The sequence below is a fragment of the Dyella terrae genome (assembly GCF_004322705.1).
Taxonomy (GTDB): Bacteria; Pseudomonadota; Gammaproteobacteria; order Xanthomonadales; family Rhodanobacteraceae; genus Dyella_D; species Dyella_D terrae.
Genome location: NZ_SIZZ01000003.1, coordinates 55,022 through 81,377 on the forward strand (window position 1 = coordinate 55,022; position 26,356 = coordinate 81,377).

Here is a 26,356-nt window from a genome sequence, read left to right on the forward strand (position 1 = left end):
CCTTTCCGCAGTCGACCGGGCCCGGGGCATAAGAATCCAAGACTACCTGTCCGTTGTCTGTCCTCACTACGCGCAGGACCCAAGCACCGGTCTGGAAGACTGCGGGTGGCATGAGTTCACACAGGGGCGGTACCGCCGACTTGCACCGGTCGAATTTTCACGACGAATTGTGCAGTCGGGCCCAACCGCCAACGATATGCACGTGGAGGTCAGACATGATTGACCAAGACAAGGCAGCGAGCAGACCCATGGCTGTAGCAGCAGCACTGACTGGCCGCTCAATCGACGATATGGCGTTCCATGAACAGCTTGTTGTGCTTACGGGAGAGCTGCGCGCCCTAAGGACTCCCAACGGGCGTTGGATCTTCGTGGACGCCGTTCGCCTTCTCCTACGCGTCGCGGGGAAACTGTTGATCGATATTCCAGAAGGCTTGGACGATCTAACGCAGGAAGTGCGCCAGATATGTGAGACCTGCTACGTCCGACAGCAGCCGACTATTCGTATCGGCCAACTCGACAGCGATCTATCAGATGCCAAGGCTATTCTCAACATCGGTTGCCAACCGCGATCGGGAGCCCCGTGCGTTTCTGTGAGCGCAAACGGATGGCTCTGTCGCGCGACGTCCGGCCCCGCGTCTCTTGATGGCGACTTTTCTCAAGCCAATCCGATATCCAGCCTTTTCGCCGCATCGATCGGTGTGTCGGAGGTCTTTAAACGTCTTATTGAAATGAGTGATGACATATCGCCACCGATCGAGAACATGACGTTCTCCCTATTCGACCATTCGGATGATCCCGGGGACATTGGCCCTACGCTGCCGAGCACGCTGGAGATCCCCAACACTCTCCTTGTAGGTGGCGGTGCCATAGGCTCAGGCGTCGCGCTCTTAGCGGCTCAGCTTGCTCTTCGAGGCAAATTGCACGTCGTTGACAAGCAACAGTACGCGGACGAAAACATGGGGACCTGTGTTCTTATGGAACGCAACGGCTGGTCCAAGCGAGGCAAGGCCGCACGATTGGCCGAGTGGATCTCGGACAATGGATCAGCGACCGCATCTGGTGAGAGAGACTTCATCGCCGATGCCGCCAGCCGCGAGACGTGCCAGGCGCTCGCCCCTAGCGTTGTCATCAATGGCCTTGACGACGTTGTAGCCCGCCATGATGCGCAGATGCTCTGGCCTGACATCATTCTGGACGGAGGTATAAACAACCTGGGTGCCGCAGTCGTTCAGCATCGACTCGACAATCTTGGCAAAGCTTGTCTAAGGTGCACGTTCAAGCTCCCTGAGGTTGATACCCACGCAATGCAGGCCGATCTGACCGGCCTGGATATCAGAGCGCTCATTGAGCCAGGCCGGCAATTGACCGCAGAGGATCTCGAAAGCGCCGCGCCGGATAAACGAGAGCGGCTCCGCAAGCAGATGTCGGAAGGCAAGACCATATGCTCGATCGTCAGCGAGGCAGCCATGGCGCGGCTCGGCGTCAACTTGGACGCTGAGTTCAGGCCGTCGGTACCTTTCGTAGCCACTGCTGCGGCAAGCCTTGTGATGGCCGAGTTTGCCAAATACCTACTCAATCCAAGCGCCGCCTACCACCAAACAACCGTCTTTGGCAGCCTATTCTTGGGTGCGACGAGCTCAGCAAGAATCAATCGCGCGGCAGATCCAAGCTGCCTCTGCGTCATCCATCGTGAGACCATCCTTTCCTCAAAAGTTCGACTGAGGCAGCATCTTGAAGTCTAGGCTCGCGCTTTTGCTGCGCCCAGGACCCTAGTTGTTCCTGGGCGAAGCATGCGGCAGGTACAAGCTTCGCGTTCGACGACATCTTGCATGCGGATGTCCTTGTCGCCCGACACTTCGATGGGCAGGCTAAATCGCCGGATTGCATGACCTGGAGCGCCTCCTTCACTGTCGCAATGATGGCGTTCCTTGACCACAGATCTTCTTTCACCAGCAATGATTCCATCGCAGAGCGGATGAGCGGCGCTTCTCCATTCTCGGCATTGAGTGTAATCAGCTCGTTCACCCGCTTCGACAATGCTTCGCCGGAAGCGAATTTCTAAAGCATTGCCTCTCTTAGTTGCGTGGCAACAATGTAGCGAGCAATCGTTGGAAATAGAAATCGTAATCCTTCTACCGAGGTGCCAACGTATTTCGCGACCCATGAAAGGAAGTCCGGTGTCAGAGTGCACTACCTCGTGCCGTCATGTGCGTGGCGCTTCGCAAAGGCTTAGGATAGCGAGAGGAACGGTCCGAGCTTGCCGATCAAGTGCACTCTGACCCAGGGATTCTCTGGGACGAAAATCGCCGCTCTTAAAAGTCAGTCAGGCCACTGAACCCCTAATCGAGCCGCAATCACATTTTGGAGTCGTACTAACTTTCATTTGGCGGGGCACCAGCAAAATGCTGGGGCCGCGAACCGCGCCGGCGATCTGCCAGGAGAACATTTTGTACGGCTAAAGTAGGTCCGTCTGTCTAACCGCAAGGTCCTCAGAATCACGATCTTCTTTCTGTAACACAACTTTTTCGCCAAGGAAGAGGAAGTTAGGAATATTGGGAGGTGACACGGCTTGTCGTGCCCCAACAGCATCATTCTTTATCTCCTCTCTCAATTCCATGAGGAGTCGACCAAGGATGTTTCTTCCGATCAGTGTTTCATGGGCAACGCCCATCAGCTTAGCGCCCCAGTAGTCGTCCTTGCTCGACTGCTCAACAATTGAGCGATCTTTCGTAGAAAGCAGAAGCCGTGAGAACTCTTCAAAGTTTTGTGAAAGCTTCACTCGCAGGCACCAGCGCATGATCTTTGTGCGTACTTGGTCCCAATCTTCCCTTGAGTCCTCTCGATGAGATTTGCTCTTCATCTTCGCAGTCATTGGACTGTGCTGCTCGATGATCTCGCGTTGTACATTCGGAAGGTGAGGGAAGCGACAAGCTTGGTAGAGCGCTTCAGACGTGGCTATCCGAACCCCATTTATCCGAATCGGGAAGCCAGGTGCCATGTTTGATAAGCCGCCAAAAGTCTCCCTGGTTTTGTGAACAACAACGACTTCCGCACGCACGTACATGCGGAAGTTTTGTGGCGTCTCAGTTCGTGGAGTTATAGAGGACATCAAACGCATTCTCCGGGGCTGCGTAGGTTTTTCTCTGCAGAAGCGGATACCAATCTAATGCTCCAGATGCCTGTTGGGGATCGCCCCACCAAAGAGCCAGTGGGCAATTGTTTGGACAATTTCGGTAGGTTGCTATCAACGCCCCGAAGCCCGCGCCAAAGGGTCCACATCCAAGTGGCCGGAACCAATCACTTAGATTGGACAGTGATCGAATCTTTACACCCGCAATAAGGAACTCGCTCTCCAGTACTTGTCGACCTTCCTCAGAAGAGAAAAGATCAAATTTCCCACCAGGTTGGCGTAATTGCAGTGGGAATTTGCCCTGGCTTTGGGCGTGTAGGTATGCCTGTGTCGCGGGATGATCTGGCGCGGCCGACGGCCAAAGGACATCGGATTCATTTCTTCGATTCAGTCTGTTCTCAAGTTCTCCTAAGCGCCAGAATTTGAGGTTGAGTCTCTTGCCTACGTCTTTGGCAGCCCTGTTCAGCTTTTTCTCAACGAAATACTGGCCGAGACGGTGATACGCAATCAAGATTACGTGAACGGTCGAACTTGGCGGAGCTGTATTTTTGATCCAATCCTCCAGATCAGTTCCTACGCGTCCACCACCGAATAAAACGTCGTCCAGATATATGTACGCTCCACCCCTAGTGCCACAGCTGGCTAGCTTCAGCCCATACGCCGCCTCAAGGGAAGTGGCGAAAAGCTTCACCATTTCTTTCTGGCTTTGCCCGTCTTTTTGGATTCGAAGCACGTTTGCCTGGCTCCAAAATGATCTGGGGTCTTTACCCGCCAAGGCTTCGTTCGTGACCAAATCGCTCAGGAATTTGATGACTACGTCTTTTGTCAGAAAAGTCTGCGCGATGACATGCTGAAACTCCCTGAGAAAGGGGATCTGATTCTTGGGTGTGAACTGTCTCGCCCAGCGATCCACATGCAATGGACTCGGCTCTTCCAGTTCACCTTGGCGATAGGCTTGGATAGTCTTCGCTATGCCTTCCAGCAGATTGTCCCTTTCGCTCATTCCTAGCCCCCTAAGTTCCTCGGATTATTCCGGCTCATTCTAGGCATAACGCGCGCGATTCACATATTGAGGTCTGTGCGCGGGGAAATCATGCACGGCCAGATCAGTGCTCTAGGAACGTTCTTGCGGCGGTCGTGTCGGCTCGATCGCGGCCTGAAGTGCAGAGTAGGTCCCGGGTGAAGAAGGGAGGCAAATTCGATCCTAGGCCATAGTAAACCTACGGTCGCTAGGCTTGAGGGTTTTCTCGCCTACTTGATGTGGCTGGCGGTAACTCATTACCGGCACGCAAAGCGCTTTTTTGGTAGTGTCCCCTTCGCTGCCTGTCGCTCTACGTCTCAGTCGAAACACAGGCAGCACATCGCTCAACCATGAAGCGAATGAGTCGCAGGCCATGGGTGCTAGGAACACCACATGGCCCGCTAACCACCCCCAATAGAAGGCTATTGAAGATGGCTACGCCAAATATTACGGCAATACTCCCCCCGCCGCGCCCAAAGAGCGGCCCCCTCACCGATCCCCGGGACGTCCGCACCCTCCGCAGACGCGGTTGACGAACGGCGGCCATCCGCCGCGCCCGGATCGTTACAGCGCTTTCGAGCACCTCCGTCCTATTAGCGGAGGACGGAGGGTGGCTGGCCGCACCACTTTGCAACCAAGCCTTCCGGCGCCCGGTCACGGGCAGGCCGGTGAGCCTTCATGACTTGAGCGGTGCTTTTTTGCACCATGCGCGGCGCGTTCGTGCCTGCACGGCGTGCCGCGTTCTTGAGGAGATAAGTACGTGGACAGGGAATATCGCCCGTCGTTGGGCAGTACGAAACATCTGACTTTCTCGGTCGATCAGTCCCGGCAGCGGATGCACGAAGCCATGATTTGGTGGAGCTACGCGATGGAGCTGATGAATAGCGCCAGTGAGCGGCTGTTTCCATCGGATCGTCCGGAAGCGGTCGAGGCCCGCTGCGAACTTGGCACGGCGCGGATGTACGTACACATGGGCATGGAGTACGCGAAGACGGCGGTGGAGCGGCTTGAGTAGGGACAGCTCGACTTCCGTGCCGCGCGGGCGGGGCCGGCGCGGCATCGCCTTTCGCACTCGGGATCGCCATGACTGATCTTCTTGCTGTCATTCGCCCGGACGCCTTCGTCCTGGGCTCCCCGCGCTTCGCCGGCCCGTGGGCCCTGCCGTGGGACGTGGTGATTCCGCCCTACGTCGTCGTGGTCATCTTCCTGATGCTGGCGACTGCGTTTCTGGCCTTTTATGACCATTGGGTATCCATGAGAGAGCAAAACCCCACGCCGCACCCGCCACTCCGTCGCCTGCTTCCCGATGGAACGATCACGTCCAAACGCGCCATCTACCTCGAGATTGAGGAGACGCGGTGCCCCACCTATTTGATCGAATGCGAGGACATGCGACTGCTGTGCCTCTACGGGCAATACCTGCACAAGCTGGTGCAGGGGCGCCGACGGTGTTTCCCGTCGACGGTGTTTCATATGCGCCGTTTCGTCGGCAAGCCATCGATGTTTATCGTGCGGCCGAAGGGCAACGTGTATATGCCCGATGTGATCTGCACGTCCATGCGTCAGCTGTCGACGATCGGGCTGGTTCTGCGTGATGGCGAGTACCTGCCCATGTGGACGCTTGAGCGCGTGAAGCGGGCGCTGGCGTATTCAAGTCCGGACGACTGAGGCGCCCTCGTGTCTTGTCTCTTTGTCTGCGTCAGGTTCGCTTCCCCTCTATGGTGAAGCGGGCCTGGCTCCGTTCCGCATGTCATGGAAGACGTGCCCTTCTTCCTCGGCTCCGCTCACGGATTACCAAGCCCGTGAATGGCAGGCCACGGTATTGCCGTTCGATCGACAGTTCGTCTGCATCTGCTTCATTGGTTGATGTTGTTGCTGCTGCATTTCCATCTGCCGCTGTTGCTTTCGCAGCTGTTGGCGCAGTGGCTGCGCTTAGATCTGCTGCGCCGCTTGGGTGTCGCGCCGCTGATTCTTTCCAACCCGCAACCTTGCAGCGCAGTTACCACGCCAGAATGCAGCTTTTGTGAAAGTTGCCCCCATTAATGCTTCGTACGATGGCCCCGTCACATGACGAGGAACATGCCATGCCCCCCATTTCGAACTACCAACCGGTCAACACGAGCGTCACGTCGTCCGTCACCGCGTCGAAAGACCTGAAGTCGCCGAGCGCCATAAGCACGGCATGTATCAGCTTGGTCTCCAATTTGCGTGCGACCCGATGGAATGATGGAGTTCGCATGCAAACGGATACAATGAGCGAGATACCTGAGGTATGCAGGGTCCAGCGCGAGCGCCAACAGCTCCGCGCTAAGCATCCGGACGGGTGTTCGTGGCAGCAGCAGCTTGCGGGTGCGGACGAGGATCTTATTGAATTCGCCTCGTGGACGTCGAAAGCGATCTATTTCAGCGATCTCGCCGATATCCGCGGTCGTCTCAATGAGATCGAGGATGTGCTCGGCGCCGTCAACAAAGAAGCCCTTCGGCAACTCGCGGGCCACGGCGACGCAGGTGTTGATCCAAGTGATGCCGCGGCGCGGTTCGAGGCCATCGCTTCGCTCCTGGCGAGTGTTCAGGCCCAACGCGTGATGGTCGATGCCACGGACAATTTTCGGAACGCACAGGTGGCACAGGTCAGGGGCACTTCCTGGCCTGACGCTTAGCGTCGCGACGAGAAGGTGGCGCGCTAAGCGCGCCCGCGGGTCGGGTTCACTTTTCTTGGGTGGTAAAGTGAACCCGGTCCGGTTTCGGCGATTCGATCAATCCTTTCTGACGACACTATGCTGCGAGTACATCGCATGCCACGCGCCATCCTCATAAATCAGCACATCCGATGAGCGCACGCCTTTGTCCGGCCCCAGCGCGGGGTCGTAGAAGGAGACCACGGCGATGTCGCCGTGCAGGGCGACGGCCGTTTCCGTGGGGTTGGCTTTCATCCACGCGGCAACTTCCTGCTTAGCCTTGTCCGAATCCTTGTTCTTGGCCGCGCCCGCGATGATGTGTTCGCGCGAGATGGCGCTGCCGTTGGCGTTGACGGAGCGGTAGCCGGGGAGGAGGAAGTGGCTGAGGAAATCCGTGTCGCCGTTGACCTCGGCGCGCAGCCAGTGGTCGTCGACGGCCTTGGCGCCTTCGGCGGTCTTCTCGGTTTCGTGGGGGCCGTTGGGGGTGGGGCCGTTGGCGGCCAGTAAATTGAGGGAGACGCAGATCAGGGCCAGGGCGAACGTCGAGCGGGCGGAGTGGCGCATGGAGGTGCCTCGCGATGGGGGAGGCGTGCAGTGTTGGCGGTGGGGCGGCTGGGTGCAGTGGGTTTGGGATGAGCGGTAAACGGTGAGGGATGGGCGGGTTGGCCGATGTGACGAGCGGTTGGGTTGGCCGGGGTTGTGTGGAACGGGGCCAGGTTATGTTTCCCGAGCCTGGAAAAGTGAACCTGGCCCCCTTTGAGAGGCACGGAAGCGATCCGCTTATCCGGCGCGATGGACTGTGGAACGGGGTCAGGTTGAGTTACCGCGCCTGGAGAAGTGAACCTGGCCCCCTTTGAGAGGCACGGAAGCGATCCGCTTATCCGGCGCGATGGACCGCTCGTCACACGTTGCGGCCCGGCTGTCATGCATCGGTCGACGGGCGTTGGCGCGGCGCATAGCGTGGCAAGCCTCCTTCCACCGGAATAGCACCCATGCGACTGGCGATGTTGCTGTTGGCACTCACGGCGGCGACTAGCCTGCCCCCACCGACACGTTTCGCGCCCGAGCTGATGGGCGCCTCCGACTCGTCGCCGGCCTTTGCGCCGGATGGGCGTTCGGTGGTTTTCATACGGTTCGAGGGGGACGGCGTCGCGCTGATGGCGTCGCATCGCGAGGGCGCGGGATGGTCGGCGCCACGGCCGGCTCTGCCGGGTCATGAACGCGACTTCGACGCAGCGATGGCGCCGGATGGCTCGTACATGGTGTTTGCATCCAGCCGGCCGGCAACGACGGGCGGCAAGCCGCTGGACGCGGTGATGGGTGGGGCGTTGCGCGTGGGAAAGGGCATGAACCTTTGGCGGGTGGAGCGGCGCGGGGACGGCTGGGGTGAACCGGTGCGGCTGCCCGATGCCGTGAATCGCTGCACGCGCACATTTGCGCCGGGCGTGGCGGGGGATGGCAGCGTGTATTTCATTGGCTGCGATGCCGACGACAAGCTGCAGCTGATGCGCAGCGCCTACCGGGGCGGTCAGTACGAGGCGGCGGAGCGCGTGGCGATCGGCGATGCGGCGACGGTGATCCGCGACCCGGCGATCTTGCCGGATGGCTCGGCGATGGTGTTCAGCATGCGCAAAGACCCGTCGAAGGTGATGCGGCTGGCGATCAGTTTCCATGGCAAGGATGGCTGGAGCGAGCCCCAGGATCTGGGCGACAGCGTCAACGCCGGCACGCACGCGATGGCGCCGCAGTGGGGCTGCGATCACCGCACGATCTACTTCAGCAGCGACCGCGCCGGCGGCTCGGGCGCGCCAGGCTCCGATGCCACGTGGCAGGTGTCCCTGGCGTCGCTGCTGGCGGCCCATGGCGTGCATCCGCCTTCCACCTGCGCCGCCAGCTGACCCCCACCCGGAGACATGCCTCCTGACACTTCCACTGCCCCGTCGCGCCACGCACACTCGCCGCTTCGAAGGCCGCCGGGGCCTGGTGGGCGATGTGCGCGTGGCTAACCGCTTTCCTTCCTGGAAAACCGCCCTGCTGATCCTGGCGTTCTGGACGGCGCTGGCCGCCAGTTTCACGGCCAGCAACGTGCTCTCCGCGCTGAGCGAAGACATGCCGGTGATCTGGTGGCGTCCGCTGGCGTGGAACCTGTTGCATTTCTATCTGTGGATGCTGCTGACGCCGCTGGTGGCCCGGCTGGCGCGTCGCGTCACGCCCGGTTGGGGTCGCTTTGTGCTGCTGCATGGGCCGGCGAGCGTGCTGGTGGCCGTTACCCAGGTGTGCGTGTTACTGGTGTTGTACTGGGTGATCTGCGGGCCGCCGTCGACGCGGCCGGACATGGCGTTCCTGACGTACGTGCGCATGCAGTTCGCCTACAACGTGCACCTGAGCTGGATCACGTACTGGGTGGTGCTGGTGGTGTGTCGGGCGATCGATTCGCATCGTCGCCTGCGTGACGAGCGCCTGCGCAATGCGCAACTGGAAACGCAATTGGTGCAGTCACAATTGCAGACGTTGCGCGTGCAGCTGCAGCCGCATTTTCTGTTCAACACCTTGAACGCGATCTCCGCGCTGGCGCTGGCCGATCCGATGCAGGCGCGCCTGATGATCGCCAAACTCAGCGACTTCCTGCGCCTGACGCTGGAAGAGCGCCACGCGCAGCAGGTGCCACTGGCGCGCGAGCTGGAACTGTTGCGCTGCTATCTCGATATCCAGCAGGTGCGCTTTCAGGACCGACTCACCACGCATCTCGATGCGGCGGTGGATACCTTGCAAGCCTCCGTGCCCAACATGATCCTGCAGCCGCTGGTCGAAAACGCCTTGCAGCACGGCCTGCTGGCGAAACCCACGCGCGGTGCGCTGCATATCGTGACGCGGCGTGAGGGTGATGCGTTGTATCTGCGCGTGGATGACGATGGGCTGGGTTTGCCGGCGCAGGGTGCGCGCGATGGGTTGGGGCTCAGCAATACGCGCGCTCGTCTCGCGGCGCTGTTCGGCGTCAACGCCAGCCTTGAGCTGCAGCCGCGCGATGACGGCGGCACGCGCGTCGAGGTGCGCTTTCCCTTTCAGGCCTTCGCCTCATGAGCCTGCCGCCGATTCGTGCCCTGCTGGTGGATGACGAAGTGCTGGCGCGCCTGGCGGTACGGCAAGCGCTGGCGGCGCATGCGGATATCCAGATCGTCGGCGAGTGCGGCAATGCGGCCGAGGCGCAGAAGGCGGTGGAGGTGCTGGATCCGGATCTCTTGTTCCTGGACATTCGCATGCCGGGTATGGATGGGTTCAAGCTGCTGCATTCGTTGAACCCCGGGTTGCGGCCGATGATCGTGTTCGCCACGGCCTTTGGTCAGCATGCGTTGCGCGCCTTTGATGCCAACGCCATCGATTACCTGCTCAAGCCCATCGAGCAGGGGCGCTTCGATCAGGCGATGCAGCGGGTGCGGCAGCATTGGCAGGGGTTGCATGCGACGGCGCGCGAGGTGGCTGCGGCGCGGCCGGAGTCGCGCTGGCTGCAACGCATCAGCGTGCAGGTGGGTGAGCATGTGCGAGTGATTGCGGCCAACGATATTGACTGGATTCGGGCGGATGGCAATTACGTGCATATCCATGCGGGCAGCGCAAGTTACCTGCATCGCGAGACGTTGCGCAATCTCGCCAACACGCTGGATCCGACGCGGTTCCTGCGCATTCATCGCGGGACGCTGGTGAATGTGGAACGGATTCGCGAGGTGCATCCGCTGTTTCAGGGGAGTGCGGAGGTGGTGTTGCAGGATGGGACGCGGTTGAACCTCAGTCGCCGGTTCCGCACGCAGGCACGCCACGCGCTGGGCATGAGCTGAACCGTTCATCACAAGCGGCACACCGCTTGTCACGCGCCACCGCCCGCCAATCCCAAAGTCACTGCGCACGCCGCGTACGCCTGTGAACCTGCTTTGCAACCGGAGCAGGGTGCTTCGGACGGGAGCTCCACATGCGTTTGATCCCCTTCCTCTGGATGGTTGCTACGGCGCTGGGTTCGTCGTCGGCCATGGCGGGCGAGCTGTTCGGTGCCGGCGTGATTTCCACCGGCATGCAGGAAACCTCGGCGACCTTCACGCCCGATGGCAACACCGTTTACTTCATGCGCTCGGACTTCGCCGAACGCGACGACACCATCATGCTTTCGCATCGCCAGCAGGGACGCTGGTCGCCAGCGGAAGTAGCATCGTTCTCCGGCCAGTGGCATGACTCCGAGCCCGCGCTGTCGCCCGACGGCAAGCGCCTGTTCTTCGTCTCCAACCGTCCCGTGAAGCCGGGCGACAAGCCGCTAGTCGCCGAGATGATGGGCCAGAAGTTCGCCGGCAAGAACCTTTGGTACGTCGAGCGCCAGGCCAATGGCAGCTGGGGCCAGCCCATGCATGTCGACGGCGCGCACAATGACGGCGTCATGCTGTACAGCCCGTCCGTCGCCGCCAACGGCGATGTGTACTTCTCCGCGCATCGCCCGGACTCGGGCAAGGCGTACCAGATCTACGTGATCCACAAGACCGCCACCGGCTACAGCGCGCCGGAGCAGGTCACGCTCGGCGATACCGACCATAACCGCATGGACCCGTGCATCGACCCGGACGGCCGCTTCATCCTCTACGCCGGCAACGAAGGCGACTCCATCGGCGGCCCCGACATCTACATCGCCTTCCGCCAGGCCAATGGCGCCTGGGGCAAGCCGGAGCGTCTGAAGGGTGACGCCAACAGCACCTCGCTGGATATCGCGCCGTCGCTGGGGCGGAGCTTTGGCGAGCTGTACGTGTCGAGCAGTCGCCTGGAGGAGGTGAACTTCCCCAAGACGCCGGATACCGCGGCGACGCTGGCCAAGCGGATGCAGGAGCCGTTGAACGGCTCGCGCAACATCTGGAAGGTGGATATCGCCGACACCCTGCGGGCGCACGGCATCGACCGCTAAGCCACACCTCCGAAGGAAGCGGCCGGTCCGCTTCCTTCCCCCGCCACGCCCCCATTGACAGCCTTGCCTCTTCGCGGCAAAACCCCCGCTGAGCAAACACATTCGGTCCGCCAGTTCCAAGGATGCCCGCGGGGCGCCACGGCGCGGCCAGTCAATGCCGACAGGGGGCAGGGATGGCAAGTCAGGACGACAACGCGGCAGGCATGCTGCAGACGCTGATCGATTCGTTCAAATCGCACGTCAATGAGCGCATAACCAGCCCCTTCGCGGGTGCGTTCGTCATTGCATGGGTTCTCGTGAACTGGAAAGCCCTTCTGGTGCTGGCGCTTTCGACGCGCGGTATCGAGGACCGGCTGGACTACCTTTCGGCGCATTACTTCGGGCAAGTGGACGCCCTTTGGAAGCCGCTTGGTCTCGCCTTGCTTGGTGTCATCGCGTATTACCTGTTGGCAACGCTCTTCCTCGCGCTGTTCGAATGCTATGGCTGGCTCAAGCGCGTGGTGGAGCAGAAGTTTGATCAGGTGCGGTGGGTCGAGCCGACGACCTATATCAAACTCAAGGCAAGCCATGCCAGGCGCGTGAGCGACCTTACCGATCTTGCAGCAGACAATCAGGCGCGGTACGACAAGTTGCTCGCCGAGCTCGATGCGGCCCGCGGCAACCAGCAGAAAGTGAGCGCTGACCTTGAAGAAAGCCACGAGGCGCTTTCGCAGAGCAGGGCCGACCTTGGGCAATCACGGGAGAAGCTGGCCGCGTTGAACACGCGGTGCGACGGCCTCTGGCGGGTAGTGACCAAGGGTCGGCGCAAAGTGGAAGGTGCCGTCGAGCGGATCGATGCCGATCACGAGGCATTGGTCGATGCATCGATGCGGCTTTTGACGGCCATGGGTTATAGCCCGGACAACTTCACCAGTGAGAACGCGATCCGCTATCACGCTTCCCTCGCGCTGGGACCCGGAACTCCCCCTGTCCTGCTCGACAAGGGACTGGTCATGAAGGTGGCCACTGACGTTCTGGTCACTGCGCGATCGCAGCAAAGGGAGCTCGGCAAGTCGCTCGCGGCCTGGGCATCCCATATCGCCGTCGATGGACGGGAAATGGAGCCGGACGATACGCAGATCGTGGCGCCAACCCGTTTCGCACCAGAGAGTCACGCGTGAGCAAGCCCACGCCTGTACCCAAGCCTTCTCCATTCCGACGGCGCCTCCGGCAGCGTCTGAAACGGCTTTCGATCAGCGGCACCGTCCTGGCCTGCGTATATCTCTGCCTCGCCGTTGCGTGCGTTATCCATGCCATCCAGGGCGGCCAGGGAGTTTTATTTGCGCTGCAGATCATCTCGCTCCCCATCTCGGCGCTCGTGTTGCTTGTCCTCGACCCGCTGGCTGAGGTCGCCCTGGTCGGCGGGCTCAACCTCTGGGTCATCAACGTAGTGGTCGTAGCGATTGAAATCGTCCTTTGCACGCGCTGGTATTACTTCATCGGCAAGCAGCTGGGGAGGCTCTTCTCCTGGCTGGGGAAGCTCATCGCCCATCGCAACGCCAGTAGCACGGCTGTTAACCACCAAACCCGCCATGGTCGTATGCCGTGACCGCCATCGGACCGGAGCGCGCGACGCCGCGCAGGAGGGATGCGATCCTGGCGGTACCCAAGGCCATCCTGGGTGTGCTTTGCCTGGTCATCGCGGGGGTCCTGGCCTTCTGGCAAGGTGTTGTTGTCGTCGAGGGTAGCGACTTTGTGTCGCCTGCACTGAAGCTTGCGCTGCTGGCGGCGACCATCGTTATGTCGTATGCCTCGATGGTCACCACGACATGGGTGAGCGCGGCGGTCACCCGACAAGCCGTACTTGTTCTTGTGCTTTGTTTTGCCGCGTTCGGTTCCGCTGTCGATTGGCTGTTTGACCGCGGGTTTGGCTGGGAGTTGCTTGGCACGGGGTTCTTGATCAGCGTTGCGACGCTGATGGCATTGAGAGGCGGGCACCGGACTGCGGCGGACAAACGCGCATGAGCAACGTCCCCTCCGGGTCGCCGCAGACGTCATTCGGGCATCGCATTTCGCGTGCGGTGAAACGCCTCTCGCCGACAGGTACGGTATTCGCTGGCGTTTACCTGTATCTGGCCGGTATATGCCTTCTGAACGCTTTGCACGGCGGCATGGGTGTCGCGTTCGGCCTGCAGGTGATCTCGCTTCCTGTCTCGTGGATTCTAATGTCGCTGTCTTCGCCGCTGGATGCGCTGATGGCGGACAGTGTCGTCGCCATGAATGCGTACAACATCGTTATTCCGACACTTGAGATCACCCTTTGCGCCATCGGTTACTACTGGATCGGCAGGAAAATGGAAAAGACCGTCTTCGGTTAGCCGAAGTGGCGGGCCACTTCGGTGAATGATCGGCCATGCGCGGGCAGGTAGCGGCAAGCGCCCGCCAACCACTGCCCTTCGCCACGACGAACTCGGGCGCCACTTTGTGCTGTGACGCCCTGGCCCATGAAACATCAGGTCAGCGGCCGCCACAATAGAAGCGCAGCCAACACCAGCATGAACACGGCAATCAGCGCATCCAGCGCCCGCCACGCCCACGGCTTGCCGAACACCGGCAACAACCACCGCGCCCCAAATCCCAGCGTCACGAACCACGTGACGCTCGCCGCGCACGCACCCGCTGCAAACGCCCAGCGCACCATGCCTGGATAGCGGGTCGACAGGCTGCCGAGCAGGATCATGGTGTCGAGGTAGACGTGCGGGTTGAGGAAGGTGAAGGCGAGGCAGGCGAGGAGGACGCGTTGCCATTGGCGCACGCCGTTGCCCTGGGCGCTTAGCCCGCTGGATCCGTGCCAGGCACGCTTCGCCGCCATGAAGCCGTAGACGGCGAGAAAGGCCGCGCCGCCGAAGCGAAGTGCCTGCAGCAGCGCGGGCCACTCCTTCACCAGCGCACCCATCCCGGCCACGCCGCACAGGATCAGCGCGACGTCGCCGAAGATGCAGGTGGCCACCACCAGGCCGACGTGTTCCTTCTGCAAACCCTGGCGAAGGACGAAGGCGTTCTGGGCGCCGATGGCGATGATGAGCCCTGCACCGGACAGGAATCCGGCGATGGCGGCGGAGAGGTACATGGGAGGGTCCGGCAGGGAATCCCGTTAGCGTGCCTTGCCCGGGCGTGCAACGCTAGCCGAAATCATCCATGGCGAGCGCGCTGGCCCGTGGTGAGGCTTCACGGATTCACGTAGACCGGATTGCCGATGAGCAGCGGGCGCCCGTCGGCCGACCGCACTTCGGCGCGTATCCAGTGGCGTTTGCCGTCGCTGGTCCAGCGTACGTTGTGGGTCTCGTCGTCCTGAGTCAGAGGCGCGGGTGCGGCGAGTGGCTTGCCGTCGACGATCAGCAACCAACAGCCGCCCTCCGCATGGGTGGCGCGCAGCGACAGCTCGGCGGTGACGCCGCGCGGTACGGCAAGAGCATCACCCATCAAGGCCTGCGCAGAATCCGTACGAGCTGTGAACTCGAGTACGCGGTCTTTGGTGCCGTCGGTATCGATGAAGACGTGACCGGCGCGAATGCCCTCGACGATGTCATGCATCGACAAGGTTTCGGCATGCACCACCGTGGCCGGAATGCCCGTGGGGTTGGAGCCGGGCTTGCGCACCTTCTGGAAGGCATCGTGGTTGTCGCTGCCGCCGATGGCGGTGATGCGGTAGCCGCGGTTGAGCTGCTTTTCCCAGAACGGGATGCCGGACAAGGGTGTGCCCGGATCGTCGCCGTTGACCACTTCGATGGCCTGTACGAGCGACATGTCGACATCGGGCTTGGGTGTCCAGCCGCAACCCATGCAGATCTCACCGCTGGGTCGCACGGGATGGTTGATCGAGATGACGCCTTGAAGCGGCGCGATGTTGCGCAGCAGGGTGTTCCAGTCGGGTACCTCGGTACTGCCTACGCGGAAGTCCACAGGCGCGGTGGTGCCAAACAGGTTGGCGTGGCCGCTAAACGTCGTGACTTCGCGTCCCGGGATCAGCAGCAGCTTGTCGAAATACGGTTGCAGTTCGCGCATGGCGTTGGCATGGGCGACAGTGTTGTGGTCGGTGATGGCGATGAAATCCAGGCCGCGATCGGCCGCCGCCTGCGCGGTGAGGAACAGCGGGCAGGGCGCACGAAGGCCCGCCTGCGTCGGGCAGCTGCCGTCGCTGTGGGCGGTGTGCATGTGCAGGTCGCCGCGGTACCAGCCGGCTTCGTTTTTGATCGGTGGATTCAGCACGGCGGGCGTCCATGCCGGATCGTCGCGGTGGCCGAACCAGACGCGTGCGGTGTACTCGGCCTTGCTGTCGGGACGGATGTTGGGGATGCCCAGCAGCAGCTTCCACTCACCGGCGCGAATCATCCCGGGCAGATAGCCGGGCGTGGCGTCGGTGCTGGAGATGGTGAAAAGTGCTTTGCTGCCACCGCTCCAGCCGCGGAACCCGTCCTGTCCGCGGAAGCCATCGGGCCCCAGCAATCCCAGGTCGATGGTCGTCTTTTCGTCGCGGCCGGTGTACTCGAACTGCACGGTGATGCGTGTGGTGCCGTCGGGCACCGTGAAAGCCTCGGTGCGGTAGGTCTGGTTGTCCTTGCCGGTGAGCTGGCCCTTGAGCACGAGAGCGGGCGCGTCGGTCTGCGCGCGCAGCGTGCCGAAGGCGCCAAGCGCGAGTACGAGCAGGGCGAGGACCTGGATGATGCGGTTCGTGCGAAGTGTCATGGCGTCGGTCGGTCGATGGCGCAGGTGGGGCGATGCGGGTTGCAGCGGGCGACGGCGGCGCGTGGAAGTTCCACGCGATAGGGGCCAAAGCGCGGGTCCGCTTGCATGTAATCGGTGGAGACGTACTGGGCGCCGCTGGCGAAAGCCGCTTCGCGGCGTCGCGTGTCGTTGTGGCGCGCTTCGACGGTATCGGCGTCGGCGCGAGTGCGGACGACGAAACCGGCGCGCACATCGCGTGCGATGCGGTCGCCCTGCGCGAGGGGATCGTTGAGCGTCAGATAGGCAGCGGCGGGCGAAGTTTCGTCGGTGTTGACGAACATCACGCGACCTTCGAGCGAGCGCCGCTCGCCGCGATAGAGCGCCACTTTGCGGGCATCTTCATCGAGCACGAAGAACACCTTGCCGCGCGCGTCATCCAGTGTGGGCCACGCGTTTGCCAGCACCGCATCGCGCAAGGTGGGATGCGTGCCTTGCACGTTGTCGGGCGTGATCAGCGAAGGCGCCGGGAATAGGGTGCGAGCTTCGGCGTCCAGCGCATCGAAGGCCGCGGCATCGAAAGGCAGCGGCGACACCGCGCCAGGCCCGGCTTTCCCGTCCTTGGCATTCATCAGGATCATGATCGGCACATGGCGCGGATGCGTCTGCGACCACGCGCGAATTTCGCTCAGGCACGCCACGAAGGTCTGGCAGCTGCTGCGAAAGTCGATGTCGGACAGATGCATCACCTTGAAGCCGGGACGCTGCATCTGTGCGGTGGACTCAGGGTTCCAGGGCGACGTGGCGTAACCCTGCCGCAACGCGCCCGGCGGATGGGCGTAACGTCCGCCTGCCGGGTCGTAGTACACATCCAGTTCGATGGTGCGCGCACCGGCATTGAGCTGGCGCGTGAGGGACGGGTGGCCGTAATCGATCCCGTCGGCACCACGTGGATCGCGGCGGCGATGCGCGGCCAGCTCTTCCGGTGGCATGGCCTGCTTGTAACTGTTGTGCGTGCCAATCACCTGGATGTCGTTCATGCGCAAGGTGCCGGACGGGCACGCGGGTGCTTCGAGATCGCAGGCCATCGCCGGCATCGCGGTGAAGAAAAACATGGCCATCAGTACACGCATGCGGGAAAGGGCGGGGCTGCGAACCCCGCCCCGTTTCCTCAGAACCGATACATGATGGCGGCGCGGTAGGCGCGGCCAAGGATCGGACGGGCGATGAAGGTGTTCGCCCCCGCGTCGGCACTCTGCAGTTCACCGGCGCGCGGGTTGCCTTCGGTCAGGCCCAGCGAGTTGGTGATGTTGTCGACGTAGAAGAACAGCGAGCACATCTGCGAGATGTCGTAGCGCGCGCTGGCGTTCCACACGTCGTAGGACGGCAGCTTCACCGAGTTGGCGGTATCGACGTAACGCTGGCCTTCGTACTCATACGACACCTGCAGGCGCAAGCGACCGTCCAGCAGGTTCACGCCCGGCACCACGCGGTAGCTTTGCTTGGGCACGCGGATCAGCTGGTTGTCTTCGTAGTTGCGCAGCACCGGTGCACCGGCCACCGCCTCGGTGTAGCGCAGGCCCTTGTACTTCGGGTCCTGGATCGTGGCGGTCACCTGCACGTCGAACCAGTTCACCGGGAACCAGCTGCCTTCAAACTCAAGGCCGGTGGTCTTGGTGTCCGCATAGCCCTGCTGCACCGTCGAGCTGTTGCCCTGCGCATTGAACACGGCATTGCTGAAGCCGACGTTGTTGTACTTGGTGTAGAAGGCCGTGGCGTAGATGTCGAACTGGCGGTCGGTGTACTTGTAGCCAATCTCACCCAGCTTCATGGTCTGGATGATCGGCGTGGCCGCCGGGCTGGTGATGTAGCTGGAGAGGTTGGGCAGGCGGAAGGCCGAGGTCCAGCGACCGAACAGGCCCTGGCGATCGGAGAACTGCCAGTTGGCGCCCAGCGTCCAGCCCAGCTTGTTGAAGGTGTGGTCCCAGGGCACGAACACGCCGGTGCCGGTCCACATCTGTGAGGTCGCCAGCGTGCCCTGGTTCACCTGTTGCTTCTGCTCGGTGTGGCCACGGGTGTTGACCTGTTCCCATCGCGCGCCGCCGTCGATGCGCAGCTCCGGCGTGACCTGCCATTCGTCGGAGAGGTAAAACGCGTTGGTCGTCGAACGGCCGCTGGCGTTCTCCCATTCATAACCGTAGCGGTAGATGCCGTTGTCGGTGAGTTTGGAGAGGGGGTTGCCGGCCGCGTCGACGGCTACGAGGTCCAGCAGCAGCGCGTTGTCGCGCACATCGGTCAGCGCGCTGGAGGAGTAGCGGCTGAACTTCTGGTCGAAGCGGGCGTAGTAATAGCCCATGGTGACATCGTGCGTTCCGCCGAAGTCGAACTGGCGCATGACGCGGGTATCGTTGATGAATTCCTTGAGCGGCATGGTCACGCCGCGCAGGCCAGCCACGACGACCAGGCCGTTACCATTCTGGTTGGCGGTGTTGTAGACCTTGCCCGAGTCCACATAGCGCAGCTGCAGGCCCGCGGCGCCGGCCGGCAGATACTTCTGGTTCGCCGCCAGGAATGCCGTGGCGCTCTGCAGCGTGTTCGGGAAAACGCCGTTGCGCTGGGTGTGGGTGTCGTCGTAGCGCATGGACTCGGCCAGCTTCCAGCCGTCGCCCAGATCCAGGTTGAACTTCAGCGTGAGCTGGTCGCGCTTGACGTGCGTGCCGTCGGCGTTGTCGAAGTTGTAGAGGCCGCCGTTGGCCATCTTCATCTGCACATGCTCGGTCTCGGGGCCGGCAATGGTGCCGTAGTTGCCATCGAAGCCCGGCACGGCCTTGATGTCGCCGTTGGGATAAGTGCGCATCGGGATGCCCAGGTACAGCGCGACCTTGTCGTCCATGTGCTTGACGTCGAAGTCGAAACTGCCGCCCTGGAAATCCTTGCCGATGTTCAGGCGGATCTGCCCGCCGTCGTTGGCATTGAAGCCCGGCTCGCGGATGCCGGTATCGGTGCGGTAGAAGCCACCGGCGCTGATCTTCCAGCCGCCCTTGAGCGGCGTGCCGTACCAGAAGTCGCCGCGCGTCAGGCCGTAGTCGCCCACCGTGAACTTGGCCACGCCCGAGGCGGTTTCACCCACCTGGCGCGGGATGAAGTTGATCGCGCCGGCCGGGGCGTTGGAATAGAAGATGGTCGACGGGCCGCCGCGCACCACTTCGACGCGCTCGATGGTTTCGTCCAGGCGGAAGGCCTGGTCGGCGTTGAGGTAGCCCAGGGCCGGGTCGTGCTGCACGGGGATGCCGTCTTCGAGCAGGTTCACCGAGCCGAAGCCGTCCACCGGGATGCCACGTGCGCGGATATTGCCGCTGGCTTCGCCGCCGGAGGCTTCCACCCAGAAGCCGGGCACCGACTTCATCGCCTCGGTCACCGAGGTCGGCGCCTGCATGCGCAGGCGGTCTTCGTCGATGGTGGTGATGGAGTAGCTGGTTTCAGCCTTGGTGCGCTGCTCGACGCCCGAGCGCGCGGTGACGACGATGCCGTCGAGGTTCTTGGCCTTCTCGTCGGGCTTGGGCTTGGCATCCGTGGTGGACGAGGCGTCCTGCGCGTGCACGGGCGACATCGCGAAAACAAGGCTGCCCAGCAGGGCCAGGCCGATGGCGTGGCTGATCGATGACTTACGCACGTTGATTCACTCCGAAGGGGAAGGCGACAGCCGTGCGTGACGCGCACTGATCCGCGGCGACGGGGAGGTCACCGGTTATGCGGATGGGAGAGCGCGTCGGGGCCTCCTTGCGGGGGGAAATGCTCCATGCATAGCGCAGGCTCGACGTGTGAAAGGCTATTCACGTCGTATGACAGTTGCGCGCTGCTGTCGTGACATCTTGCGGTCGAAAGGCGTTTGGACGTCTAAATGCGTCACATGGCCGTCATTTGGCGGGCTTTGGACGTGTGGGCGGGCGCGCACAATCATGCGAGGATGCCGGACATGCCCACCTCATCCCTGCGATTTGGCCTCATTGCCAACCCCATCCACTGGCGCACCCCGGACGCCGCCCTGTTCCGCTGGCTGCGTGCAAGCGCCCCGGGCCTGCGACAACTGGGCGTGCATTTCCATATCGGCGAGCGCACTTACGACGCCATCCAGGACTCAGGCCTGTTGACCGGTTACGAGGCTGACCTGCGCCGGTATCCGCGCAGCAGCCACGGCGGTCTGATGAAGATCGTGGCCGAAATCGTCGGCATCCCCGGGGAGGATCGCCAGCTCGACGGCGCCATCCATCTGCTGGATCCGACCGACATCGCGTCCCTGTTCCCTGAAAGCGCCGCGCTCAAGCGCCAGTGCGTCATCCACCAGAAGCCCTTCGTTTCCACGGTGGCCGCCGCGCGCGACTGGGTGGAGATGGAGCGCATCCATGCCGGCTTCGCGCCGGACCCGGGTGCCGATGACCTGCATGACTTCGGCCGCCAGACCGTCGCGCTGATCGCCCATGACGCCATGAAGGGCGACATGGCCGAATTCGTTGCCGATCACTTTGACCTGCTGTCATCCTTCGGCAGCCGCATCGGCACCGGCACCACCGGCCTGCGTCTGAACGAACTGGCCTGGAGTCGCGGCTGGCCGCGCGACACGCCGTGGATCGAGCGTTTCGCCAGCGGCCCGCTCGGTGGCGATGCGCAGATCGCCGACCGCGTGCTCGAGCGCCGCTGCCAGCGCGCCATCTTCTTCGAAGACCCGCACGTCGCGCGTCAGCACGAAGCCGACATCCAGCTGCTGGAACGCGCGGTCTGCACCGTGACGGATCACGCCGCGTGCATGACGGCGCTGAAAGTGGCCCGGCGCTGGGCCGTGGCGGCCGAACAGCGCAAGGCCGTGGTGCAGGCATAACCGGGAAAAGTTGGCGCCTTGGCCGACGCGGTTGGGGCATCACTCTGTGCCAGGAGTGCGGGCCACGTCAGCCAAGGCGCTCAACACGGGCATGGGCAAAGTGCTTGCCCATCGCAGGCATCGCATCGTTCGATCGGCCATGCCGTCGGGATGCGCGCAGGAAAAGCGGCCCGGCAAACGCGCGCAGTCGTTATACGCCGGGCGCGCGGCTTTATGTCGGTACTTAAGTATTAGTACTTCGGCGAAATAAGTAGGTAAAACTTCGTCGTAGCGGGCACGCCTTCGCGGCGTTTGATTTCCTGCCGCGCCCGTCGCACGATGCACACGACACCCGCCGGTACGGTGCATGCGATCCGGTACGACGCGGGCTCTCGCGGAGGCATATGGCCACACTCGAATGCGTGCATCCGGTCCTGATGTGCAGCAACGTCTCCACGGCGATCCGCTTCTATCGACGCCTCGGTTTCGATCTGTGGTTCATCGATTCACCGGATGCCCCGCACTACGCCGCCGTTCGGCGCGATGGCGTGGAGTTGCACCTGCAATGGCATGAGGCCGCACGGGACCGCACGCGCGATCGACCGGTGTACCGGTTCCTGGTGCGGGAAGTGGACGAGCTGTTCGTGGAGCTTCGCGAACGTGGCGCGCTCAGTGGGCAGGCCGATGGCCCGTGGTCCATGCCCGGCGATACCCCGTGGGGTACGCGCGAATTCCATCTGCATGACCTGGATGGCAACGGGTTGCAGTTCTACCACCCCAACCCCTGAGCGCTTTTGCGACCCGGGGGTGGGCAAGCCTTGCGTCAGCCCGGGCAGAGCAAGCGCATCACGCGATGCTCAAGTTCGGCCACCTGGAAGGGCTTGGACATGACGGTGACATCGGGAAATTCGCGCAGGATCGGCGTCGGGTCGCCGCCGGTGAGCACCAGGAATGGCACCTTCATGCCATGCAGCTTGCGCGCAATGGGCAACGCACTCTCGCCGCGCAGGAACATGTCCAGCACGGCCACGTCGATGTCGCCGGCATCCAGTTCTTCCTGGGCGTTCTGAAAGCTCTGGTTGACCAGCACTTCCAGTCCCAGCTCGCTCAGCACCTCGTCGACGACCATCGCTACCTGCGGATCGTCTTCCACCAGCAATAAGCGCCGTCCCGCTACCGTGCCCATAGGCCTGTCCCCCTTGCGCCTCGTCGGCGTTCCGCTGCCTCCCGCGGAATCGCTCCTTGCCACCCTGCTCTCCCCATGGTGCCCTGACCACCCCCGGGGTCGGCAATTCGACCTTAGGATTGGCTTATGCAAGGCACACCCGGATGCGGACGCCGAAGGTGTGAAGGCGCTGTCAATCCAGCGTACGCCGAGTGCGTTCAAAAGGCACGAGGAAAATGCTTGCGCCCGCGCTGGCGGCCTCAAGCATGGCGTGCTGTCACATTTGCCTTCCGAACGCAGGGTTTCGCGCCTTCGAAAGGCTTGCCGCTGCCTGCGCCAGCTGCCCTTTGACGCGCGCATTTCTAGGTATTTTTTCGCTATGCGTTAACGGCTTGCGGCGCGATCCTTATCACTCGGTCGCCCCCAGGCGGTGGCGACGGTGTCCAGCGGAGGCAAGTGCCATGAGCGGGTCGTCCAAACTGCGTTCGGACCAGGAACGCGCGCGCAAGCAATCCAAGCAGATGTTGGCCGGGCAGGAGCATGGCGACCCGCTGGAGCAAAGCCATCGTCTTCCGGTCGCCGAACGACAGGCCGTCGGTCGCGCGCTGCGCGTGAACTGCTCGCGCAAGTCGCATGGTGACTGGCAAACGGGCGCTCATCGCCGCGATCCGGTGGAGATCCTGATCGACTCCTCCAAGGGGCGCGTGAAAGAGCTCATCCCGATCCGCTACGGACGCATGATGCGTTCGCCGTTCGCGTTTTATCGTGGCGCGGCGGCCATCATGGCCAACGATTTGTCGCACACGCCATCGACGGGCATTCATCTGCAGATCTGCGGCGACTGCCATCTGCTCAACTTCGGCGGCTTCGCCACGCCCGAACGCAAGATCGTCTTCGACATCAACGACTTTGATGAAACGACGATCGGTCCGTGGGAGTGGGACGTGAAACGCCTGGCGGCGAGCATGTTTATTGCCGCGCAAGCCAATGGCTTCAACAAGGACCAGGCACGCGACGCGGCATGGAACGCAGCCGATGGCTACGCGGAGTGGATGAAGGCGTATGAGGCCATGCCGGTGCTTGAGGCCTGGTACGACCAGATGAATCTCGAGGACGTCATCGCCCAGATGGAAGATGCGGCCATGCGCAAGTTCACCGAGGCACGCATTCGCAAGGCCACGGAGCAAACGGCGCACACCAAGGAGTTCGTCAAGCTATCCGTCGCCGGTGGCGATCCGCCGCGCATCAAGGACGAGCCGCCGCTGATCTATCACGAAGCCAAGCCGATCTCGCGCAAGCAAGGTGAGAAGGTCTTCGCCGAGTATCGAAGCTCGCTGCCCACGGAGCGGCGCGTGCTGCTGGATCGCTTCAAGCCCGTCGATCACGCGATGAAGGTCGTGGGCGTGGGAAGCGTCGGCACCACCTGCGGCATCATCCTGCTCATATCGGGAAGTGGCGATCCGTTGTTCCTGCAGTTCAAGGAAGCGCGCCAGTCCGTGATCGAGCCGTTCGTGAAGCCGACGATCTACAGCAATCAGGGACAGCGCGTGGTGGCCGGTCAGCGACTGATGCAATCGGCCAGCGATATTTTCCTGGGATGGACCAAAGGCGAGAAGCTCAGCTTCTACGTCCGCCAGTTGCGCGATGCGAAGATCTCGCCCGAAATCGAGATCATGAAACCCAACAACCTGCGCAACTATGGGCGCCTCTGCGGCCGGTCGCTGGCGCGTGCCCATGCACGCAGTGGCGATGCCGTCCTGCTCAGTGCCTACCTTGGCAAGAGCGACGCGTTCCCGGATGCGCTGGCGCGCTTTGCCGAAGCCTATGCGGAGCAGAATCTGCGCGACCATGCCGCGCTGGTCGATGCCGTTCGCTCGGGCAAGGTCGAAGCGAAAGTGATTGACTGAGGACCGGTGCGAGGTCAGTCGGGAGACTGACTTCGCCCGTTCATGGCGTCCTGAATCCACCGCATCCGTGCAGGGTTTCACCATCGACCTTGAGCGTGACCGTGGCCGGCGCGCTTGCGCCACTCATGCTGTCCTGGCAAGGCGTGCGCTGGAAGGCGAGGGTAATGGGCGTGCCGTCCTTGCTCTGTCCGACCCAGCTGTCATCGGCCACCTTCGCGCCACGGATATCGAGTTTGCGCTCGCCGTAGTTCATCTCGATATGCACCGACGGCGCGTCGCCCAGGTCGACATTCGCCAGCCAGCCCGGTTCATTGCCGATGGCGTGGAACTGGGTGCTTAGCGTGCCGGACTGATCCGTGGCGTAGGCGGTGGCGCCCTCGGGCGGGGCGTGCGGTTGTTCTTCGCCGTTGCCGGTGCAGGTGCGCATCTTTTCGCCGGCGAGCGTGAACATGGCTTCCTTCATGCCCTTGCCCCAGAACTCGTTGCCCTTCTCGTCGGCATAGCGGGCGCCGTCGGCGGAGACGGCGCTGGGCAACGTGAGTTGCTTGCCCGCCCAGCTCAGGTCAACACGATCCTGGCCCACGAAGCGCGCGGTCACCGACAAATCCTCGCATTGATAGGCGTAGGTGTGTGACGCGGGGATCGCCGGTGCCGGGGCGGCTGACGTCGCGGCAGGCGGGGTGCGGGCGGCGGTCGTGTCACTCGGTGTCTCCGGTGAGTGACAAGCCGCCATCAGCAGGGCGCAGGACGTCGTGGCCAGCAAGGCAAACAGCTTCATACGGTTCTCCCGGACAACGTGTATGTGGCCGCGCCGCATCGCGCCGGGATACGGACGGCATCCAGCAAGCATGGCATGCAAAGGCGTGGCTCCCGCGTGAACTTCCGTCCGACACTTCATGTCCACGCGTCCCGGCGCTATGGTGGCCTTCCGCCTTCGGCTGCCGATCCGTATCCCCAGGACTTCGCATCATGCAGAAGCGCACGCTTGGAACATCCGGCCTGGAAGTCTCCGCCCTCGGCCTGGGCTGCATGGGCATGACCCACGCCTATGGCACACCGCCCGACAAGGGACAAATGATCGCCTTGTTGCGCCATGCGGTCGAACTCGGTGTCACGTTGTTCGACACGGCGGAGGTCTATGGCCCGTTTACCAATGAGACCCTGCTTGGCGAAGCCCTGGCACCCTTGCGCGCGCAAGTGATCATCGCCACCAAGTTCGGTTTCGATATCGATCCGCAGACCGGTGCCCAGCGCGGACTGAACAGCCGGCCCGAGCACATTCGCGCGGTGGTGGACGCCTCACTGGGACGCTTGCGCACGGATGTCATCGATCTGCTTTACCAGCATCGCGTCGATCCAAACGTGCCGATCGAAGAGGTCGCCGGCACGGTGAAAGACCTCATCGCCGAGGGCAAGGTCCGTCACTTCGGCCTGTCGGAGGCGAGCGTGGCCACCATCCGCAAGGCGCATGCGGTGCAACCGGTCACCACGGTGCAGAACGAATATTCGCTCTGGTTCCGCGAGGCGGAGAAGGAACTCCTGCCGGCGCTGGAGGAACTCGGGATCGGGCTGGTGCCGTACAGCCCGCTCGGGCGAGGTTTCCTGACCGGTGCGATGAATGCGAGCACCACCTTCGAGGCCAACGACTTCCGCAACAAGCTGCCCCGATTCGCTGCCCAGGCGCGGGCCGCCAACGAGGCCATGGTGGAACTGCTTCGGGACATTGCTCACCGCAAGCAGGCGACACCCGCTCAAGTGGCGCTGGCCTGGTTGCTGGCGCACAAGCCGTGGATCGTGCCCATCCCGGGCACGACAAAGCTCAGCAGGCTTGAGGAAAACATCGACGCCACGCGCGTGCATCTTGCTGGCGCCGAAGTACGCGAGATCACGGCGGCCGCCGAGCGTATCGAGGTCCAGGGCGCGCGTTATCCGGAAGAACTCGAACGAACCACCGGGCGCTGAC

At 62.5% G+C, this 26,356-nt stretch carries 26 protein-coding genes; 17 read left to right on the forward strand and 9 right to left on the reverse strand.

What is annotated here, in order from left to right:
* Positions 1 to 215: 215 nt before the first annotated feature.
* The gene (locus EYV96_RS15760; protein WP_165488698.1) at positions 216 to 1,742 is read left to right on the forward strand and encodes a ThiF family adenylyltransferase; all 1,527 of its coding nucleotides are present in this window, start codon (positions 216 to 218) and stop codon (positions 1,740 to 1,742) included.
* A gap of 713 nt (positions 1,743 to 2,455) precedes the next feature.
* Here EYV96_RS15760 and EYV96_RS15765 read toward each other — a convergent pair.
* A complete protein-coding gene (locus EYV96_RS15765) occupies positions 2,456 to 3,109 on the reverse strand; it encodes an NADAR family anti-phage protein (protein ID WP_240732618.1) in 654 nt (217 codons plus the stop codon).
* Positions 3,084 to 4,133, reverse strand: coding sequence for a phosphoribosyltransferase-like anti-phage protein (locus EYV96_RS15770; RefSeq protein ID WP_131152540.1), 1,050 nt, complete (start codon positions 4,131 to 4,133; stop codon positions 3,084 to 3,086). The genes EYV96_RS15765 and EYV96_RS15770 overlap by 26 nt, the downstream gene beginning before the upstream one ends.
* A gap of 778 nt (positions 4,134 to 4,911) precedes the next feature.
* Between EYV96_RS15770 and EYV96_RS15775 the strand changes: the two genes are divergently transcribed.
* The 4 genes from EYV96_RS15775 to EYV96_RS15790 all read left to right on the forward strand — a co-directional run bounded on the left by EYV96_RS15775 (position 4,912) and on the right by EYV96_RS15790 (position 6,811).
* Positions 4,912 to 5,166 carry a hypothetical protein gene (locus EYV96_RS15775; protein ID WP_131152541.1) on the forward strand — a complete coding sequence of 85 codons (255 nt, stop codon included), beginning with the start codon at positions 4,912 to 4,914 and terminating at the stop codon, positions 5,164 to 5,166.
* Between the two features lie 68 nt (positions 5,167 to 5,234).
* The gene (locus tag EYV96_RS15780) at positions 5,235 to 5,819 is read left to right on the forward strand and encodes a hypothetical protein (protein ID WP_131152542.1); all 585 of its coding nucleotides are present in this window, start codon (positions 5,235 to 5,237) and stop codon (positions 5,817 to 5,819) included.
* Positions 5,820 to 6,017: 198 nt separating this feature from the next.
* Complete coding sequence (locus EYV96_RS15785; RefSeq protein WP_165488699.1) at positions 6,018 to 6,194, forward strand: hypothetical protein; 177 nt, start codon at positions 6,018 to 6,020, stop codon at positions 6,192 to 6,194.
* Between the two features lie 41 nt (positions 6,195 to 6,235).
* Complete coding sequence (locus tag EYV96_RS15790; protein WP_131152544.1) at positions 6,236 to 6,811, forward strand: hypothetical protein; 576 nt, start codon at positions 6,236 to 6,238, stop codon at positions 6,809 to 6,811.
* A gap of 96 nt (positions 6,812 to 6,907) precedes the next feature.
* Here EYV96_RS15790 and EYV96_RS15795 read toward each other — a convergent pair whose 3' ends face one another.
* Positions 6,908 to 7,393, reverse strand: a complete 486-nt coding sequence (locus tag EYV96_RS15795; RefSeq protein ID WP_131152545.1) for a nuclear transport factor 2 family protein — start codon at positions 7,391 to 7,393, stop codon at positions 6,908 to 6,910.
* 428 nt (positions 7,394 to 7,821) lie between these two features.
* Between EYV96_RS15795 and EYV96_RS15800 the strand changes: the two genes are divergently transcribed.
* The 8 genes from EYV96_RS15800 (at position 7,822) to EYV96_RS15835 (ending at position 14,122) form a co-directional block, all read left to right on the forward strand.
* Positions 7,822 to 8,727: a TolB-like translocation protein gene (locus EYV96_RS15800; protein ID WP_131152546.1), complete on the forward strand. Its 906-nt coding sequence runs from the start codon at positions 7,822 to 7,824 to the stop codon at positions 8,725 to 8,727.
* 100 nt (positions 8,728 to 8,827) lie between these two features.
* Positions 8,828 to 9,910 (forward strand): sensor histidine kinase, encoded by a 1,083-nt coding sequence (locus EYV96_RS15805; RefSeq protein WP_240732619.1) that lies wholly within the window; start codon positions 8,828 to 8,830, stop codon positions 9,908 to 9,910.
* Entirely contained in the window at positions 9,907 to 10,662 is a 756-nt protein-coding gene (locus EYV96_RS15810; protein WP_131152548.1) for a LytR/AlgR family response regulator transcription factor, read from the forward strand. The genes EYV96_RS15805 and EYV96_RS15810 overlap by 4 nt, the downstream gene beginning before the upstream one ends.
* 131 nt (positions 10,663 to 10,793) lie before the next feature.
* Complete coding sequence (locus tag EYV96_RS15815) at positions 10,794 to 11,765, forward strand: TolB family protein (protein WP_131152549.1); 972 nt, start codon at positions 10,794 to 10,796, stop codon at positions 11,763 to 11,765.
* Between the two features lie 203 nt (positions 11,766 to 11,968).
* Complete coding sequence (locus tag EYV96_RS15820; RefSeq protein WP_131152550.1) at positions 11,969 to 12,925, forward strand: hypothetical protein; 957 nt, start codon at positions 11,969 to 11,971, stop codon at positions 12,923 to 12,925.
* Positions 12,922 to 13,353 carry a hypothetical protein gene (locus tag EYV96_RS15825; RefSeq protein WP_131152551.1) on the forward strand — a complete coding sequence of 144 codons (432 nt, stop codon included), beginning with the start codon at positions 12,922 to 12,924 and terminating at the stop codon, positions 13,351 to 13,353. Before EYV96_RS15820 ends, EYV96_RS15825 begins: the two co-directional genes overlap by 4 nt.
* On the forward strand, positions 13,350 to 13,769 hold the full coding sequence (locus EYV96_RS15830; RefSeq protein ID WP_131152552.1) for a hypothetical protein: 420 nt from the start codon (positions 13,350 to 13,352) through the stop codon (positions 13,767 to 13,769). Before EYV96_RS15825 ends, EYV96_RS15830 begins: the two co-directional genes overlap by 4 nt.
* The gene (locus EYV96_RS15835; RefSeq protein ID WP_131152553.1) at positions 13,766 to 14,122 is read left to right on the forward strand and encodes a hypothetical protein; all 357 of its coding nucleotides are present in this window, start codon (positions 13,766 to 13,768) and stop codon (positions 14,120 to 14,122) included. Before EYV96_RS15830 ends, EYV96_RS15835 begins: the two co-directional genes overlap by 4 nt.
* Positions 14,123 to 14,256: 134 nt before the next feature.
* On the opposite strand, the gene EYV96_RS15840 is transcribed toward EYV96_RS15835, so the two are convergent.
* The 4 genes from EYV96_RS15840 to EYV96_RS15855 all read right to left on the reverse strand — a co-directional run bounded on the left by EYV96_RS15840 (position 14,257) and on the right by EYV96_RS15855 (position 20,139).
* A complete protein-coding gene (locus EYV96_RS15840; protein ID WP_131152554.1) occupies positions 14,257 to 14,874 on the reverse strand; it encodes a LysE/ArgO family amino acid transporter in 618 nt (205 codons plus the stop codon).
* 98 nt (positions 14,875 to 14,972) lie between these two features.
* Positions 14,973 to 16,490, reverse strand: a complete 1,518-nt coding sequence (locus EYV96_RS15845; protein ID WP_131152555.1) for a CehA/McbA family metallohydrolase — start codon at positions 16,488 to 16,490, stop codon at positions 14,973 to 14,975.
* Positions 16,487 to 17,587 (reverse strand): phosphatidylinositol-specific phospholipase C1-like protein, encoded by a 1,101-nt coding sequence (locus EYV96_RS15850; protein ID WP_240732620.1) that lies wholly within the window; start codon positions 17,585 to 17,587, stop codon positions 16,487 to 16,489. The genes EYV96_RS15845 and EYV96_RS15850 overlap by 4 nt, the downstream gene beginning before the upstream one ends.
* A 50-nt stretch (positions 17,588 to 17,637) precedes the next feature.
* Positions 17,638 to 20,139: a TonB-dependent receptor gene (locus tag EYV96_RS15855; protein ID WP_240732621.1), complete on the reverse strand. Its 2,502-nt coding sequence runs from the start codon at positions 20,137 to 20,139 to the stop codon at positions 17,638 to 17,640.
* Between the two features lie 318 nt (positions 20,140 to 20,457).
* On the opposite strand from EYV96_RS15855, the gene EYV96_RS15860 reads away from it, so the two are divergent.
* On the forward strand, positions 20,458 to 21,342 hold the full coding sequence (locus tag EYV96_RS15860; protein WP_131152842.1) for a methylglyoxal synthase: 885 nt from the start codon (positions 20,458 to 20,460) through the stop codon (positions 21,340 to 21,342).
* Between the two features lie 383 nt (positions 21,343 to 21,725).
* Positions 21,726 to 22,109: a VOC family protein gene (locus EYV96_RS15865; protein ID WP_131152557.1), complete on the forward strand. Its 384-nt coding sequence runs from the start codon at positions 21,726 to 21,728 to the stop codon at positions 22,107 to 22,109.
* Positions 22,110 to 22,144: 35 nt separating this feature from the next.
* Here the strand turns inward: EYV96_RS15865 and EYV96_RS18800 are convergent, their stop codons facing one another.
* Positions 22,145 to 22,507 carry a response regulator gene (locus EYV96_RS18800; RefSeq protein WP_165488700.1) on the reverse strand — a complete coding sequence of 121 codons (363 nt, stop codon included), beginning with the start codon at positions 22,505 to 22,507 and terminating at the stop codon, positions 22,145 to 22,147.
* Positions 22,508 to 22,947: 440 nt separating this feature from the next.
* Between EYV96_RS18800 and EYV96_RS15875 the strand changes: the two genes are divergently transcribed.
* The gene (locus tag EYV96_RS15875) at positions 22,948 to 24,393 is read left to right on the forward strand and encodes a DUF2252 domain-containing protein (protein ID WP_240732622.1); all 1,446 of its coding nucleotides are present in this window, start codon (positions 22,948 to 22,950) and stop codon (positions 24,391 to 24,393) included.
* Between the two features lie 40 nt (positions 24,394 to 24,433).
* Here the strand turns inward: EYV96_RS15875 and EYV96_RS15880 are convergent, their stop codons facing one another.
* The gene (locus tag EYV96_RS15880) at positions 24,434 to 25,171 is read right to left on the reverse strand and encodes an MliC family protein (RefSeq protein ID WP_165488701.1); all 738 of its coding nucleotides are present in this window, start codon (positions 25,169 to 25,171) and stop codon (positions 24,434 to 24,436) included.
* A gap of 191 nt (positions 25,172 to 25,362) precedes the next feature.
* Between EYV96_RS15880 and EYV96_RS15885 the strand changes: the two genes are divergently transcribed.
* Positions 25,363 to 26,355 (forward strand): aldo/keto reductase, encoded by a 993-nt coding sequence (locus tag EYV96_RS15885; RefSeq protein WP_131152560.1) that lies wholly within the window; start codon positions 25,363 to 25,365, stop codon positions 26,353 to 26,355.
* Position 26,356 lies beyond the last annotated feature (1 nt).

Coding starts and splice junctions, on each gene's coding strand:
- EYV96_RS15760 (WP_165488698.1), top strand. CDS start 216: ATGATTGACCAAGACAAGGCAGCGAGCAGACCCATGGCTGTAGCAGCA.
- EYV96_RS15765 (WP_240732618.1), bottom strand. CDS start 3,109: ATGTCCTCTATAACTCCACGAACTGAGACGCCACAAAACTTCCGCATG.
- EYV96_RS15770 (WP_131152540.1), bottom strand. CDS start 4,133: ATGAGCGAAAGGGACAATCTGCTGGAAGGCATAGCGAAGACTATCCAA.
- EYV96_RS15780 (WP_131152542.1), top strand. CDS start 5,235: ATGACTGATCTTCTTGCTGTCATTCGCCCGGACGCCTTCGTCCTGGGC.
- EYV96_RS15785 (WP_165488699.1), top strand. CDS start 6,018: ATGTTGTTGCTGCTGCATTTCCATCTGCCGCTGTTGCTTTCGCAGCTG.
- EYV96_RS15790 (WP_131152544.1), top strand. CDS start 6,236: ATGCCCCCCATTTCGAACTACCAACCGGTCAACACGAGCGTCACGTCG.
- EYV96_RS15795 (WP_131152545.1), bottom strand. CDS start 7,393: ATGCGCCACTCCGCCCGCTCGACGTTCGCCCTGGCCCTGATCTGCGTC.
- EYV96_RS15800 (WP_131152546.1), top strand. CDS start 7,822: ATGCGACTGGCGATGTTGCTGTTGGCACTCACGGCGGCGACTAGCCTG.
- EYV96_RS15810 (WP_131152548.1), top strand. CDS start 9,907: ATGAGCCTGCCGCCGATTCGTGCCCTGCTGGTGGATGACGAAGTGCTG.
- EYV96_RS15815 (WP_131152549.1), top strand. CDS start 10,794: ATGCGTTTGATCCCCTTCCTCTGGATGGTTGCTACGGCGCTGGGTTCG.
- EYV96_RS15820 (WP_131152550.1), top strand. CDS start 11,969: ATGCTGCAGACGCTGATCGATTCGTTCAAATCGCACGTCAATGAGCGC.
- EYV96_RS15835 (WP_131152553.1), top strand. CDS start 13,766: ATGAGCAACGTCCCCTCCGGGTCGCCGCAGACGTCATTCGGGCATCGC.
- EYV96_RS15840 (WP_131152554.1), bottom strand. CDS start 14,874: ATGTACCTCTCCGCCGCCATCGCCGGATTCCTGTCCGGTGCAGGGCTC.
- EYV96_RS15845 (WP_131152555.1), bottom strand. CDS start 16,490: ATGACACTTCGCACGAACCGCATCATCCAGGTCCTCGCCCTGCTCGTA.
- EYV96_RS15850 (WP_240732620.1), bottom strand. CDS start 17,587: ATGGCCATGTTTTTCTTCACCGCGATGCCGGCGATGGCCTGCGATCTC.
- EYV96_RS15865 (WP_131152557.1), top strand. CDS start 21,726: ATGGCCACACTCGAATGCGTGCATCCGGTCCTGATGTGCAGCAACGTC.
- EYV96_RS18800 (WP_165488700.1), bottom strand. CDS start 22,507: ATGGGCACGGTAGCGGGACGGCGCTTATTGCTGGTGGAAGACGATCCG.
- EYV96_RS15875 (WP_240732622.1), top strand. CDS start 22,948: ATGAGCGGGTCGTCCAAACTGCGTTCGGACCAGGAACGCGCGCGCAAG.
- EYV96_RS15880 (WP_165488701.1), bottom strand. CDS start 25,171: ATGAAGCTGTTTGCCTTGCTGGCCACGACGTCCTGCGCCCTGCTGATG.
- EYV96_RS15885 (WP_131152560.1), top strand. CDS start 25,363: ATGCAGAAGCGCACGCTTGGAACATCCGGCCTGGAAGTCTCCGCCCTC.